Consider the following 13,628-nt stretch of genomic DNA (forward strand, 5'->3'; position numbering starts at 1 on the left):
TATAATAAATAAAGGTTGCAAATTAAAAGAGGAGGGAATTGTGATATATTCTTTAGATTTACCTCAAAAAATAATCTACGGAAAAGGCTCAATAGATTCTCTTGGCACAGAGCTTAAAAAAATTGGAGAAAAATTTCTACTTCTTACTGGAGAGCATTCTCTTAAAAAAAGTGGAGTCTTAGATAAGATTTTAGAAGATATCAAAAAGCATAAGTTGAATGTAATCCTTATTACAGGAATTCCTCCAGAACCATCTTTAGAAATTGTACATCAACTCTGCGATAATATTGTAGGTAACAACTTTGATGGAATAATTGGAATTGGTGGTGGTAGTGTAATGGACATGGCTAAAATCATCGCTTTCAGAATAAAAACAAAAGCTAATCTTTTAGAATATAAGGGCAAGGAAATAGAAGAAGCACTTCCTATTATATCAGTACCTACCACAGCTGGAACAGGTAGTGAAGCTACAAGATTCGCAGTAATTACCGATAAAGAGAAAAAAGATAAATTTATTCTCATGGGAAAAGCTTTAATTCCTACTCTTTCTATAATAGACCCTGAACTTACCTTTACCATGTCTCCTCTCGTAGCTGCCTCTACAGGAATAGATGCCTTTTCTCATGCCCTTGAATCTTATCTCTCTAGAAACTCTAATTGCATGGTAGAATGCTATTCAAGATCAGCTTTGGTGGATATATATAATTTTTTACCGAAATCAGTTCTTGAAAATTCCACATATGCCAAGGAAAGAATGGCTTACGCTGCCTTTTGGGCCGGTATTGCCATAAACAATACAAAAACCACTTTAGTACATGCTATGTCAAGATCCCTGGGAGGAATCTATAATATACCCCACGGAATAGCAAATGGAATTTTACTTCCTCCTTATTTAAGATTTAATGCCCCTTTTATTCCTGATGAAAAATTAAAGTTTCTAAAAAATCTTTTTAATGGAGATCCTGCTGAAAAAATGGAAGACTTTCTTAAAACTCTCAATCTACCAACCAGAATTAATCAAGTTACCTCTCAACCTCTTGATTTAGACCTTCTTGTAAAGAGGACATTAGAAGCAAAATTTAATGTAGAAAACAATCTTAGGCCTGTTAGGGAGGAAGATATATATTATCTTTTCCAAGAAGTAATGTAGAAATGGTAAAAATAAGGCTCATAACCATATCAAGAGATTTCGGTACAGATATAGATGAAATCATAAATAAAATATCAAAGAAATTTAATGGGGAAATTTTAGACCGTAGAAGAATTCATGAAGAATTAGCCCTTGAAGGTTTTAATATACAAGAATTTGAGAATAAAGAGAAAGAACTGGAAAAAGGAATTAGAGATCCTAATTTCATAGAAACTTACAAAGAACAGGTAAGAATGATTGTTAAAAAGTATATGGAAAAGGATTATATCATTTTTTTATTAGGAAGAGGGGGCCAATTTCTCTTTAAAGACGAAAATTATTCCTTTCATATTAACGTTATCGCACCCTTAGGCTATAGAATAAAATTCTTAACTAATAAATTTCTCCTTTCTGAGGAAAAAGCATTGGAACTAATAAAAGAAAAAGACTTTTCAAGAGAGATTTTCTATAAAACGTTATTTTTAAACAGTTGGAAAGACCCATCTTTATACCATTTAACTATTGACAGATCTTTTTTTACTGCAGAGGAGATAGAATCTATCATTGAAAAGGTAATAGAAAGGCAAGAATCAAAAATATATACTCCAGAACAACTATCTCTTCCCCAAAAGCCTAAATTTGCTAACAAAACCGAAGAAGAATTTGCAAAGATATTAACCTTTTATCAAATAAGGTGGGAATACGAACCAAGAACATTTCCATTGGAATGGGATAATGATGGGAATGTAATAGAATCCTTTACCCCAGATTTTTATTTACCCGATTTTGATCTATATATTGAACTCACATTACAGAGACCAAGGGTTATGGGGGAAAAACTAAAAAAAATAAAAAAACTAAAAAATTTATATCCAGATATAAAAATAAAATTATTCTATGGTAAAGAATATGAAAAACTTTTATCAAAATATAGAATTAAAGAAATAAGATAGAAATATGGAAAAAATAGGAAAAATACTTTTTACAAAAGAAGATATTGAGAAAAGGCTAAAAGAATTAGGAGAAGAAATAAGCACAGATTATAAAGACAAAGATCTTATACTCGCTTGCGTCTTAAAAGGAGCAGTATATTTTACCGTTGATCTTACAAGAAATATTAAAATACCATTTATTTTAGACTTTATCTCCATATTAAGCTATGGTTCATCTAAGAATAATCAAGGAATTGTCAGAATTACTAAGGACCTGGATATAAATATAATGGGTAAAGATGTAATAATAATAGAGGATATTGTAGATACTGGATTAACTTTATCTTATTTAATAAGAAATCTTCAAGCAAGAAACCCAAATTCTATAAAAGTATGCACGCTCCTTGATTGCCCAGGGAGAAGAATAATAGATATAGAGGTAGATTATAAGGGTTTTGAAATACCAAATTACTACGTTATAGGATATGGTCTTGATTATAAAGAAAAATATAGAAATCTACCATATATAGCCATATTAGAAGAATTTTAATTAAAGCTTTGAGGCAAGCGCTAAAAACTTATCTATATAACTCTTCATACCTTCTACATGCTTAATAATCTCTTCCCTAAGCTTCTCTCCCTCATCCGTTAGACGATATACCTTCTTAGCAGGGCCCGTTTCTTCCATGCTCCATCTACCAATAATAATACCTTCTTCTTCCAACTCCCTTAAAATTCTATAACCTCTTCCCATACCACCTATACCTGGTGTAATAATACCTGGGAAAGCCTCGGTAAGACTTGAGATGAGTTCATATCCATGAAGCTCTCTATCTGATAAAGAAATTATTATCCAAGCTCTCAACCAGAAGGTAGGAGAAAGACCTGTAGATCTTACATTGCATCTTTTCATACTCCATTCCTCCATATATTCTATATCTACTTTTAATATATATATACCATTTAAATATTTGTCAAGTAAGGAATACCCGGCAAAAACGAAGAACAATATATTAATATTTATACTTTCATTATATAATTTTAAAAGATTTTTTTAATTGGAGGTGAGATCAAACATGTTTTTAGCAGTCTTTCTTTTAGTTTTATTTTTAAAAGAGATAATAAGCTTTTATTTAGACATAAGAAATCTAAAATATGCCCTTTCTCATAAAGAAGTCCCTGAAATATTCAAGGATATTATTACAGATGAAGACTTTAAAAAATCACAAATTTATTTGAAAGATAGGGTTATATTCAATTTATGGTCTAAAACCTTTGATTTTATCTTTAACCTAATATTTATTTTCCTTCTTTATCCATATATTGAAAAAGTTGCTTCATCAATAACATCATCCTTTATTCTTCAAGGTCTTCTATTTTTTGGAATATTTGGTCTCATAAATCTTATCATTTCAATACCTTTTGACATATATTACATCTTTGTAATAGAAAACAAGTACGGATTTAATACTATGACCCCTAAAATCTTTATTCTTGATCTTATCAAATCAATTATCCTTTCTATAATTCTTGGCACACCTATACTCTCTTTACTTCTTTACATTATTAAATCTGATCCCAATTTTTGGTGGAAATTTGCCTTAGTAATAATAATATTTGAAATTATAATGGTATATATCTATCCCATATTAATTGCACCTATTTTCAATAAATTTACCCCCTTAGAAAATGAGGATTTGAGAAAAAAGATTATAGAGCTTGTAGAAAGAGTAGGCTTCAATGTAAAACAAGTATTTGTGATGGATGCATCAAAGAGAACAAGAAAACAAAATGCTTATTTTACAGGAATTGGAAAATCCAAAAGAGTAGTACTTTATGATACGTTACTCTCATATCCTCAAGAGGAAATTCTTGCTATTTTTGCCCACGAATTGGGTCATTACAAAAAGAGACATATTACTATCCTAATGCTTTCTTCAATAATATTTTATGTTTTCTATATCTATCTAACTTTTGTTGTCTTTAAATCTGCTTCCCTAAGTAAATACTTTGGCATACAGAAGGAATTTACACTCCTTACCTATGCCTTTATCTTTGTTTCATCTTTCTTTTACTTTTTAAATCCATTAATAAATTTCTTGTCAAGAAAAATGGAATACTCAGCTGATAGATTCTCTGCAGAGCTTCTTGGAACTTCCTACCCCCTAATAAATGCCTTAAAAAGATTAGTGAAGGAAAATCTTTCAAATCTTTATCCTGATCCACTATATAGGACTTGGTATTACTCCCATCCAACTCCTTCAGAAAGAATTTACCATTTATTAGCCTTAGAAAAGGAGGTACAAAAAGATGAAAATAACAATAGCCCAAATTAACCCCACCATAGGAGATGTTGAGAGAAATTTTAATAAAATAGAATTAACCATAGAGAAGGGGATCAAAGATAATTCTGATTTAATTATATTTCCAGAAATGTCCATATTAGGATTTCCCCCCTTTGATTTACTAAAAAGGAAAAATATAAAAGAAAAATTAGAATATAGTATAGAGAAAATCCTAAGAAAAAATTATCCAATAGGTATTTTAATAGGATCTCCTTATTATACTTCTCATGGCATTTATAATAGTGCCTACTTATTTTATAAAAATACTTTAAAAAGAGTTGATAAATTCCTTTTCACAAAAGATCCACTACACCAAAATCTTTATTTTCAATGTGGTAATTCAGAATTTATAGAGTTTAATAACCATAAAATAGGCATCTTTATAGGGGATGATCTTTTACAGTGTAATGATATAACGCCTTTGCAAGAATATCTATATCAAGTCGACCTAATTATTATAATTTCCTCTTCTTTTTATTATTTAGGAAAAAGAAAGGAAAAAATTGAAAATGCAAGAAATATAGCAAAAAACTTTAATAAAAAAATTATATATTTAAATCAAGTAGGGGGAAATGGGGAATTAATCTTTGAAGGTGGTAGTTTTATAATTTCAGAAAAAGGAGATTTGATTTTTGAAGGCAAAAATTTTGAAGAAGATATAACAACCATAAATTTGGAAAATCTATCGGTAACTTCTTATAAAGAAGAAGACATTTCTTTTATATATAATGGTTTAATTTTAGGAGTAAGAGATTACTTTAGAAAATCTGGTTTTGAAAAAGCTGTAATTGGACTTTCAGGAGGGATAGATTCTGCAGTTGTAGCTTGTATTGCCAAGGAAGCCCTAAGTGAGGAAAAAGTATTAGGAGTAAGTATGCCTTCCATATATTCTTCAAAAGAAAGCATTGAAGATGCTAAAGAACTTTCAAAAAATTTAAACATAAATTTTAGGATTCTATCCATAAAAGACATATTTTATTCATACATAAAAGAATTAAATCCTTCCCAATCTCCTATCATAGATATAGCAGAAGAAAATTTACAATCCCGTATAAGAGGAAATCTGCTGATGTTCATATCAAATAGAGAAAATTACATTGTACTTGCAACAGGAAATAGATCCGAAGCTCTTACAGGTTATTGTACTCTTTACGGAGATACAGCAGGAAGTCTAGAGGTTATCGGTGATATCTACAAAACTACAGTATATAAATTGGCAGAATATATAAATAGGGAAAGAGAAGTTATACCCAAAAATATTATTACAAAAGCACCATCTGCAGAATTACACCCAAATCAAAAGGATGAAGATTCTCTTCCACCCTATTCCATATTAGATCCTATACTTACTGCATATGTAGATGAAAACAAATCAGAAGAAGAAATTATAAATTTGGGGTTTCCTAAAAATATAGTAAGAAATGTTATAGAAAAAGTAGAGAAAAGTGAATATAAGAGAAGGCAAATCCCACCTGTATTGAGAATTAGATCCAAAAATCCTTTAAGAGAAAGGGTCTTACCCTTAGTTTATAAAATAATATGATATAATTCTTTAGATTAACTAAAAAGGAGGTGCTAATTTTAATGAGAAGAAATCGTTTTACCGAACCCCAAATGGATGAGAAAGATCTACAATACCTAAAACAATTAGCCCACAAATGTAGAGGCGACATACTAAAAATGACCACATTAGCTGGATCTGGTCATCCCGGAGGCTCCATGTCATCAATTGAAATGTATTTAACCCTTTATTATTTTGCAAATGTAGATCCTCAAAATTCAAAGAATCCTGACAGAGATAGAATTATTATCAGTCACGGTCATACCTCTCCAGGAGTATATTCAGCCTTAGGTAATCTTGGTTTTTTCAATATAGATGAGGCTATTGCGTATTTTAGGCTCGCTGGAAGTATATTTGAGGGACATGTGGAAAGATATGTACCAGGAGTAGAATGGAGCACAGGTAATTTAGGACAAGGACTTTCTGCTGGTTGTGGAATGGCACTTTCTGCAAAACTTCTTAAAAAAGATTTCCATGTATTTGTAGTAATGGGAGACGGAGAACAACAAAAAGGACAAATATCCGAGGCCAGAAGATTTGCTAAAAAATATAATCTATCAAATTTAACAGTCTTAATTGATTATAACAAGCTACAGCTTTCAGGACCATTATCTGAAATCATGCCTCAAAATATAAAAGAAAACTACCTCTCTGATGGATGGGAAGTAATAGAGGTAGATGGACACGATCTACAAGCGTTATATAAAGCTATAAGACAAGCTGTATATGACGAAAAACCAACTGCCATATTAGCCCATACAGTTATGGGTAAAGGTGTTTCCTTTATGGAGAATAAATTTGAATTTCATGGAAGAGCTTTAAAACCAGATGAATACAAGAAAGCCATTGAAGAACTCGGAATTGAAGATGATCTTGAAAAATATAAAGTTATGAGGGAAAATTTCAAACCAAAAGATAAACACATTGTTGAGCCATATCCTATTAATGTTGATACTGGTACACCTATCACCTATGATAAGGATGCAAAGATTGATAACAGAGGAGCCTTTGGAAAAGCATTGGCAGATCTTGCCAAATTAAACATTGGTAAAGAAGGAAAGACACCTATTGCAGTAGTTGATTGCGATCTTATGGAATCGGTAAGAACCCATGAATTTGGAAAAATTGCTCCAGAAAACTTCTTTGAGATAGGTATACAAGAACATAATGCAGCTACTCTCTCAGGAGCTCTTTCATCTCAAGGAGTTATAACCTTCTTTGCAGACTTTGGAGTCTTTGGAGTTGATGAGACTTATAATCAGCATCGCTTAAACGATATTAATTATACAAATTTGAAAGTTATAGTAACCCATTGTGGACTCGATGTAGGAGAAGATGGAAAAACCCATCAATGTATAGATTATATCGGTACATTTAGAAATCTTTTTGGCTTTAAAATTATAATTCCAGCAGACGGTAATCAAACAGATAGAGTAATAAGATATGTGGCAAGAGAATTTGGAAACTTCTTAGTAGCTATGGGAAGATCTGTAACACCTATAATTACTGATGAGGAAGGAAATCCTCTATATGGTGGGAACTATGAATTCATATATGGAAAGATGGAAAAAGTAAGAGATGGAGATAAAGCGGCAATCATAGCTTGTGGCCCTATGGTCTTTAGAGCAGTACAAGCATGGGAAAAATTAAAGGAAAAAGGAGTCAAAGTTAAAGTATTTAATTTCACATCTCCAAAGGAGATAGATTGGAAAGCCTTAGAAGAAGCAGCTAAAACGGGATTTGTAATCACCTATGAGGATCACAATGTAAATACTGGAATTGGAAGTATAATTGCAGAAGCTCTCTTAGAAGGAGGCTTCAAGATAAAATTTAGAAAATTTGGAGTAAAAGAATATGGACTATCTGGAAAACCAGATGCTCTTTACAAGATACAAGGATTAGATGTAGATTCTGTAGTTGAAACCATACTAAAAGAAATATAAGAAAATATAAAAAATAGGGGGGTAAATCTTCCCCCCTTATTTTATTTTTTGATTAATCTCTTCTAAATATATTTTCTTCTGTTGGGGGCCAAAGTACATTTTCTTCTTGTAATAAATTAAAAGTGTAAAGCTCTAAGTTCTCTGCAACTCTTTCTTCTCTTTCTCTTATTGCCCTTAGAAGTCTTGCATAAACCCTTTCTATCTCTTTTGCAAGGAAATAAAGCTCCTCGTTAGATTCTATTTTACAATTCCAGGTCTTTCTATCAAATTTAATACTTAATGGCCCCTGATAACTCTCCAATGGAATAAGCATAAGTTCTGCAGTATTTTGTCCCCATTTTTCTGCCAAAGTTCTTGCTATAGCAGAAAGTAATTTTTCTGAAAACTCTATAATCTTCTTTCTGGCTTCCTCTTCCCAAAGCTCTAAATAATCTTTAACTTCAATAGTATCAAGAGAATAGACGCTTATAAATCCATAAGGAGGTAAAATTACAGGAGGTGGATTTGTAGGCTTCCCTTTTTTAAATATCCAAAACTTGATTTCTTCTGCACTTCGGTATAAAACCACACCACTAAATTCCCTATTTTGTAGAGCAGAGAAAAACTTTGCAGGAATTATAGTATTAGCATCTAGATCTATATATAGAGGATTTCCCACATATACAGCAGAAAGAACAAGTATAAGAACTTTATCAGTAGGGTAGTAGGTAATTTTACCAAATCCCTGCTGAATCTGCCTCATAATAAAATCTACTGCCTCTATTCCCTCCATAGCTCTATTGTTTTGTACCTTTGCAAAAAATGCCTTCCCTTCATAAACAAAAATTGCTCCTTTGTACTCCTCATCAGTGTAGAGAATTACTCCTGTTGAGTTTTCCTTTCTCAACTTTTTAATAAATCTCTCCGCATTTAATAGAGCAGCAGGTAGGTTCTCAAACTCAGGCTTCACTTTTTCTAAAAGATACATAAACTCTTTCATAGTCTTCCCCCACCTAAATTAAAAAAAATCCCTAATGAAAGTTTAACATATATTGTTATAAAATAAAAGATGTTATGTAAAAAAATAAAAAAGATTGGAGGTAATAGATTAAAAAATGATGATCGACTACCACATGCATCTTGAAAGAGGACCTTTTGATGAAAATTGGTGGTTAAAATTTTGGGAAGAAGAGAAAAAGAAAAATATACAAGAAATAGGCATAACAGAACATGGCCATAGATTTAAAGAATTTAGACCTATTTATGATCACATTCCTATTACTGCCCCATGGTGTGATAGTAACTTAGAAGAATATCGAGAATTTACCACTTTTTTAAAAGAGAAATACAAGATCAAGGTAGGAGTTGAGATGGATTACTTCCCTGAAAAAGAAAAAGAGATAAAAGAACTTCTTGAAGAATATAATTTTTTTGATTATGTGTTAGGATCGGTACATTTTATTGATCACGGTTTTGGATTTGATATAGATCCCAGCGATCCAAGATGGACTGAAAAGGATATAGAAGAAATTTTTGAGGATTATTTTGATAAAGTAGAAAAGATGATAAAAAGTAATCTTTATGACGTAATTGCCCATTTAGATCTTGTAAAACTTTGGGGTGGAAGAATTCCTAAGAATATCTCATCCATATATGAAAGGATTTCAAAAGTAATTATAAGTTCTCAAATGTCATTAGAACTAAATACTGCTGGCTGGAGAAAACCAGTCAAAGAATTGTATCCATCCCCTGAATTTTTAAAAATTATATCTTCATATAATATACCTCTAACCTTCGGAGCTGATTCCCATACCCCAGAAGATGCAGGAAGAGATATAGAAAAAGCTTACCAGATTGCAAAAGATTTAGGTTTTAAAAAAATATCTATCTTTGAGAAAAGAAAAAAAATTTTAATAGATCTATGATGAAAGGAGTGAGAAATTTGATTGAAACCGGGAAAGAAATATTAAATTACCTTTCTCGTCTTGGCGTAGATTACGCAGATGTAAGAATTGTAAAAAGACTCAAAGAGGAGATTGAAGTTAAAAATGGAATTTTAGAAACAGCAGTAAAAAACGAAACCTACGGATATGGAATAAGAGTACTCTATAATGGAGCATGGGGGTTTGCATCTTCCTTTGACTTCTCCCAATACAAGAAAGTAGCAGAAAAAGCCCTAATAATAGCAAAAGCAAGTGCCAAAACCAATAAAAAAAGGGTAACTTTAGCTCCTGCAGAAATCATAAAGGCCAAATGGAGCAATAGCTACCAAATAGATCCATTTTTAGTACCTTTTGAAAAAAAATTGGATCTACTTTTTACAGCTGATAAAACTATGAGAGAAGTTAAAGGCATCACCCTTACAGAATCTTCTCTATCATTTTTTAGAGAAGATAAGGTTTTCTTAAGTAGCGAAGGAACAGAAATAGAGCAGAGTATATTAGAAAGTGGTGGTGGAATTACTGCCTATGCAATCGAAGGAAGCGACATACAAAGAAGATCCTATCCTAATTCTTTTGGAGGTGATTTTAGAAAAGGGGGATGGGAATTTATTGAAGATTTGGACCTGGTTAGACATGCAGAAAAAATAGCAAAAGAAGCAGTTAGCCTCCTTTCCGCCGAACCCTTACCCGAAATGGTAACTACTCTTATTTTAGATGGAACCCAATTAGCATTACAGGTACATGAATCTTGTGGACACCCAACAGAACTTGATAGAGTATTAGGGATGGAAGCAAGTTTTGCAGGAACAAGCTTTCTAACCTTAGAAAAAAGAGGCAACTTCCAATATGGATCAGAGATTGTAAATATTGTAGCCGACGCTACTCATCCTTATGGTCTGGGAAGTTTTGGATATGATGATGAAGGAATACCTGCCCAAAGAAGTTATTTAGTGAAAGATGGTATTTTTGTAGGATACTTAACTTCAAGAGAAACAGCAACCATATTAGGAGAAAAATCAAACGGTACTATGAGAGCGGATGGATGGAATAGAATTCCTATTATAAGAATGACAAATATTAATCTTCTTCCCGGAAATATACCTTTTGAGGACTTAATAGCCTCCACAGAAGAAGGAGTTTACATGGCAGTAAATAAAAATTGGTCGATAGATGATAAAAGATTAAATTTCCATTTTGGGTGCGAAATAGCTTATGAAATAAAAGATGGAAAGATAGGTAAGATTTATAAAAATCCATATTATACAGGTATTACCTATGAATTTTGGAGAAGTTGTGATGCTATAGCTGATGAAAAATCTTGGAGAGTCTGGGGAGTACCAAATTGTGGAAAGGGAGAACCTATGCAAGTAGCCAGAGTTGGACATGGTGTATCTCCTGCAAGATTTCGTAAAGTAAAGGTAGGTGGTAAATAATGTGGGGAGAAGATAGAGCATTAAGTTTTCTTAAAGATTTAATTAAAAAGCTACCCTATGAAAGAAAAGAAGTATGTTTACATATAAATTCCCAAGAATTAACAAGATATGCCAATAATATTATCCATCAAAATGTAGCTGAAGAAAATTTAAACCTATATATAAGAGTAGGTGAGGGAAATAAGAAGGTTGCTATATCTACCAGTAATTTAGAAGGAAAAAGTTTAGAAAATCTTATCAAAGATTTGGATACTTTACTAAAAAGTCAACCTGATACAGAAGAATTATATCTGCCAGATCCAGAACCTATCCCAAGTTATGAGAAAAAGACTTTTGATCCCTCACCAGAAAAAAGAGCAGACATTGTTAAAAAACTTATAGACAAAGCTGAAAAACATAATTTAAATACTTTTGGAGCAATATCAGAAGAAATAGGAGAAATAGCAGTAGTAAACTCAAAAGGTTTAGAATCATATGGTACTTACGCCTATTCTCATGGTAAGGTTATGTATATGGGGGATGGATCTGGATACCAAGAAGAAATAGGGAAAGATGTAGATAGTATAGACTATGAATCCCTATCGGAAAGAGCCCTTCAAAAATGTATAGATAGCAAAAATCCTCAAGAAATAGATCCAGGAATTTATACTGTGATCCTTGAGCCTTTAGCAGTAGGGGAACTTTTAGAACAAATAGCCTATTTTGGTTTTTCAGCTAAAGCAGTACAAGAAAAAAGATCTTTTATATCCTTATATCAAGGACAAAAAATATTTAAAGATAATATAACTATCTATGATAATGGCTACGATCCTAACGGAATAATATTTCCTATAGATTTTGAAGGAGTGCCTAAAAAACACGTAGATCTTATTAAAAATGGTATAGTAATGGGACCTGTATATGACACTGCAACCGCAGTAAAAGAAGGAAAGAACTCTACAGGACATGCCCTTCCTCCACCATCTACCTATCCATTACCTTTTAATCTTTTCTTTGTTGCAGGAGAAAAACCATTAAGCAAAATTATATCTGAAACTGAAAAAGGAATACTCGTTACAAGATTTCATTATGTCAATGCCTTCTTAGATCCTATTAGAGTTTTGGCAACTGGGATGACAAGAGATGGTACATTTCTCATAGAGAATGGAAAAATTACAAAACCCCTTAAAAATTTAAGATTTACCCAAAGTTTTATTGAAGTCCTTAGTAATGTAGAAGAGATCTCAAAAGAAACCTATTTAGTACCCAATATAGGTTTTGCAAGAGTACCTGCAATTAAGGTTTTAGAATTTAATTTTACTGGAAAAACAGAATTTTAAAAAAATATAGGGGAGAGATTTTTCTCTCTCCCCTCACTAATGTCTTATTAATTACTTTTCTTCTTTAATCTTAATTTTTATTCCTTCAATCTTTTCAGGTTTAGCCTTTGGTAATGTTAAGGTAAGTACTCCGTTCTTATATACAGCCTCACTCTTATCAGGTAGTACAGGCTTTGGTAGATCTATTCTTCTATAGATCCTTCCAAGCCTTCTTTCTTTTCTATAAAAGTTCTCCTTCTTTACTTCTTCCTCTTCTTTAGTTTCTCCCTGGATAACTACACTATCTTCTGTTACGCTAATATCTACATCCTCTGGTTTGAAGCCAGGGAGTTCAACTTTTAATACTATATTCTCGTTGGTCTCATACATATCTATAGCAGGGGTAAAGCTCCCTCTTCTTTCCTCAACAATTCCTGGTTCTCCAAAAAATTCGGAGAACAATCTATCCATTTCTCTTTGAAGATGTCTTATTTCCTCAAAGGGATCCCAATATCTTCTTAACATAGTCTCACCTCCTCATTAGATTTTGATATATATTAACTTTTTCTATATATATTATATATCCATAAAAATTTTTGTCAAGGAGTCTGAAGAATGTAGGGTAAATAGAAGATATGGAAAGGAGAGTTGGTGTTATAGAAAATCCTATTACTTATGGCTATGAATACCATAGTTTCGTAATATCCCAATTAAAAGAAGAATATGTATAGAGAATAAATCGTCAACAAGCACATGTCCAAAATATGCCATTAATATAGATAAGATTATTCTCTTCTCGAGGTTAAAATCCCTTCTTATTCCCTTATAAATTTGTTCAAGGGGTTACTGCATGTCTTAGAATTTCTAAAATTTCCTTTTTAATATTAGGCTCATCTTTTAAAGCATACTTAGGAAAATAATATAAAAAACATCCAGGCCCTACAGCAAACCATAAATTATCCCTAACCATTCTTATTATCCCTTTATATATGTATAGTCTTTCATAAATAGAACTTTCGCTCCCTTTTGAAAAGACATGCAAAAACATATACTTAAGATTTGGAA

Annotated in this window: 13 protein-coding genes; 9 read left to right on the forward strand and 4 right to left on the reverse strand. The window is 31.9% G+C overall.

All coding sequences use genetic code 11. The features are described 5' to 3' along the window. The first annotated feature begins 40 nt into the window (after nt 1-40). Genes ACY3JJ_RS00965 through hpt form a run of 3 tightly spaced genes read left to right on the forward strand, consistent with a single transcriptional unit; the run spans nt 41 to nt 2,611 of the window. The gene (locus ACY3JJ_RS00965) at nt 41-1,150 is read left to right on the forward strand and encodes an iron-containing alcohol dehydrogenase family protein (protein WP_463091949.1); all 1,110 of its coding nucleotides are present in this window, start codon (nt 41-43) and stop codon (nt 1,148-1,150) included. A 2-nt stretch (nt 1,151-1,152) separates the two neighbouring features. Beyond that, entirely contained in the window at nt 1,153-2,082 is a 930-nt protein-coding gene (locus ACY3JJ_RS00970) for a cytidylate kinase family protein (RefSeq protein WP_463091950.1), read from the forward strand. A gap of 4 nt (nt 2,083-2,086) precedes the next feature. Continuing rightward, nucleotides 2,087-2,611, forward strand: a complete 525-nt coding sequence (gene hpt, locus ACY3JJ_RS00975; RefSeq protein ID WP_463091951.1) for a hypoxanthine phosphoribosyltransferase — start codon at nt 2,087-2,089, stop codon at nt 2,609-2,611. Here the strand turns inward: hpt and ACY3JJ_RS00980 are convergent, their stop codons facing one another. After that, entirely contained in the window at nt 2,612-2,974 is a 363-nt protein-coding gene (locus tag ACY3JJ_RS00980; protein ID WP_463091952.1) for a PadR family transcriptional regulator, read from the reverse strand. A gap of 163 nt (nt 2,975-3,137) precedes the next feature. Between ACY3JJ_RS00980 and ACY3JJ_RS00985 the strand changes: the two genes are divergently transcribed. From ACY3JJ_RS00985 to ACY3JJ_RS00995, 3 genes are read left to right on the forward strand one after another with little or no spacing between them, the layout of a single operon-like run. Continuing rightward, on the forward strand, nt 3,138-4,397 hold the full coding sequence (locus ACY3JJ_RS00985) for a M48 family metallopeptidase (protein WP_463091953.1): 1,260 nt from the start codon (nt 3,138-3,140) through the stop codon (nt 4,395-4,397). Further along, complete coding sequence (locus ACY3JJ_RS00990; protein ID WP_463091954.1) at nt 4,372-5,949, forward strand: NAD+ synthase; 1,578 nt, start codon at nt 4,372-4,374, stop codon at nt 5,947-5,949. Before ACY3JJ_RS00985 ends, ACY3JJ_RS00990 begins: the two co-directional genes overlap by 26 nt. A 41-nt stretch (nt 5,950-5,990) precedes the next feature. Further along, the gene (locus ACY3JJ_RS00995) at nt 5,991-7,910 is read left to right on the forward strand and encodes a transketolase (protein WP_463091955.1); all 1,920 of its coding nucleotides are present in this window, start codon (nt 5,991-5,993) and stop codon (nt 7,908-7,910) included. Between the two features lie 52 nt (nt 7,911-7,962). Here the strand turns inward: ACY3JJ_RS00995 and ACY3JJ_RS01000 are convergent, their stop codons facing one another. After that, a complete protein-coding gene (locus ACY3JJ_RS01000) occupies nt 7,963-8,889 on the reverse strand; it encodes a hypothetical protein (RefSeq protein WP_463082937.1) in 927 nt (308 codons plus the stop codon). 115 nt (nt 8,890-9,004) lie between these two features. Between ACY3JJ_RS01000 and ACY3JJ_RS01005 the strand changes: the two genes are divergently transcribed. The 3 genes from ACY3JJ_RS01005 to ACY3JJ_RS01015 are packed head-to-tail and all read left to right on the forward strand — an operon-like array spanning nt 9,005 to nt 12,584. Next, the gene (locus ACY3JJ_RS01005; protein ID WP_463091956.1) at nt 9,005-9,814 is read left to right on the forward strand and encodes a histidinol-phosphatase; all 810 of its coding nucleotides are present in this window, start codon (nt 9,005-9,007) and stop codon (nt 9,812-9,814) included. Between the two features lie 17 nt (nt 9,815-9,831). Then, a complete protein-coding gene (locus ACY3JJ_RS01010) occupies nt 9,832-11,265 on the forward strand; it encodes a TldD/PmbA family protein (protein ID WP_463092610.1) in 1,434 nt (477 codons plus the stop codon). Further along, complete coding sequence (locus ACY3JJ_RS01015) at nt 11,265-12,584, forward strand: TldD/PmbA family protein (RefSeq protein ID WP_463091957.1); 1,320 nt, start codon at nt 11,265-11,267, stop codon at nt 12,582-12,584. Before ACY3JJ_RS01010 ends, ACY3JJ_RS01015 begins: the two co-directional genes overlap by 1 nt. A 51-nt stretch (nt 12,585-12,635) precedes the next feature. On the opposite strand, the gene ACY3JJ_RS01020 is transcribed toward ACY3JJ_RS01015, so the two are convergent. Both ACY3JJ_RS01020 and ACY3JJ_RS01025 read right to left on the reverse strand, forming a co-directional pair. Continuing rightward, nucleotides 12,636-13,088 (reverse strand): Hsp20/alpha crystallin family protein, encoded by a 453-nt coding sequence (locus ACY3JJ_RS01020; protein WP_463082940.1) that lies wholly within the window; start codon nt 13,086-13,088, stop codon nt 12,636-12,638. 310 nt (nt 13,089-13,398) lie between these two features. Beyond that, the gene (locus ACY3JJ_RS01025; protein WP_463091958.1) at nt 13,399-13,533 is read right to left on the reverse strand and encodes a hypothetical protein; all 135 of its coding nucleotides are present in this window, start codon (nt 13,531-13,533) and stop codon (nt 13,399-13,401) included. Nucleotides 13,534-13,628 lie beyond the last annotated feature (95 nt).

Source organism: Dictyoglomus sp. DH (genome assembly GCF_055181375.1).

Excerpts from the sequence above, each read along its gene's own strand:
- ACY3JJ_RS00970 (WP_463091950.1), top strand. The coding sequence starts at position 1,153 with ATGGTAAAAATAAGGCTCATAACCATATCAAGAGATTTCGGTACAGAT.
- hpt (WP_463091951.1), top strand. The coding sequence starts at position 2,087 with ATGGAAAAAATAGGAAAAATACTTTTTACAAAAGAAGATATTGAGAAA.
- ACY3JJ_RS00980 (WP_463091952.1), bottom strand. The coding sequence starts at position 2,974 with ATGAAAAGATGCAATGTAAGATCTACAGGTCTTTCTCCTACCTTCTGG.
- ACY3JJ_RS00985 (WP_463091953.1), top strand. The coding sequence starts at position 3,138 with ATGTTTTTAGCAGTCTTTCTTTTAGTTTTATTTTTAAAAGAGATAATA.
- ACY3JJ_RS00990 (WP_463091954.1), top strand. The coding sequence starts at position 4,372 with ATGAAAATAACAATAGCCCAAATTAACCCCACCATAGGAGATGTTGAG.
- ACY3JJ_RS00995 (WP_463091955.1), top strand. The coding sequence starts at position 5,991 with ATGAGAAGAAATCGTTTTACCGAACCCCAAATGGATGAGAAAGATCTA.
- ACY3JJ_RS01000 (WP_463082937.1), bottom strand. The coding sequence starts at position 8,889 with ATGAAAGAGTTTATGTATCTTTTAGAAAAAGTGAAGCCTGAGTTTGAG.
- ACY3JJ_RS01005 (WP_463091956.1), top strand. The coding sequence starts at position 9,005 with ATGATGATCGACTACCACATGCATCTTGAAAGAGGACCTTTTGATGAA.
- ACY3JJ_RS01015 (WP_463091957.1), top strand. The coding sequence starts at position 11,265 with ATGTGGGGAGAAGATAGAGCATTAAGTTTTCTTAAAGATTTAATTAAA.
- ACY3JJ_RS01020 (WP_463082940.1), bottom strand. The coding sequence starts at position 13,088 with ATGTTAAGAAGATATTGGGATCCCTTTGAGGAAATAAGACATCTTCAA.
- ACY3JJ_RS01025 (WP_463091958.1), bottom strand. The coding sequence starts at position 13,533 with ATGGTTAGGGATAATTTATGGTTTGCTGTAGGGCCTGGATGTTTTTTA.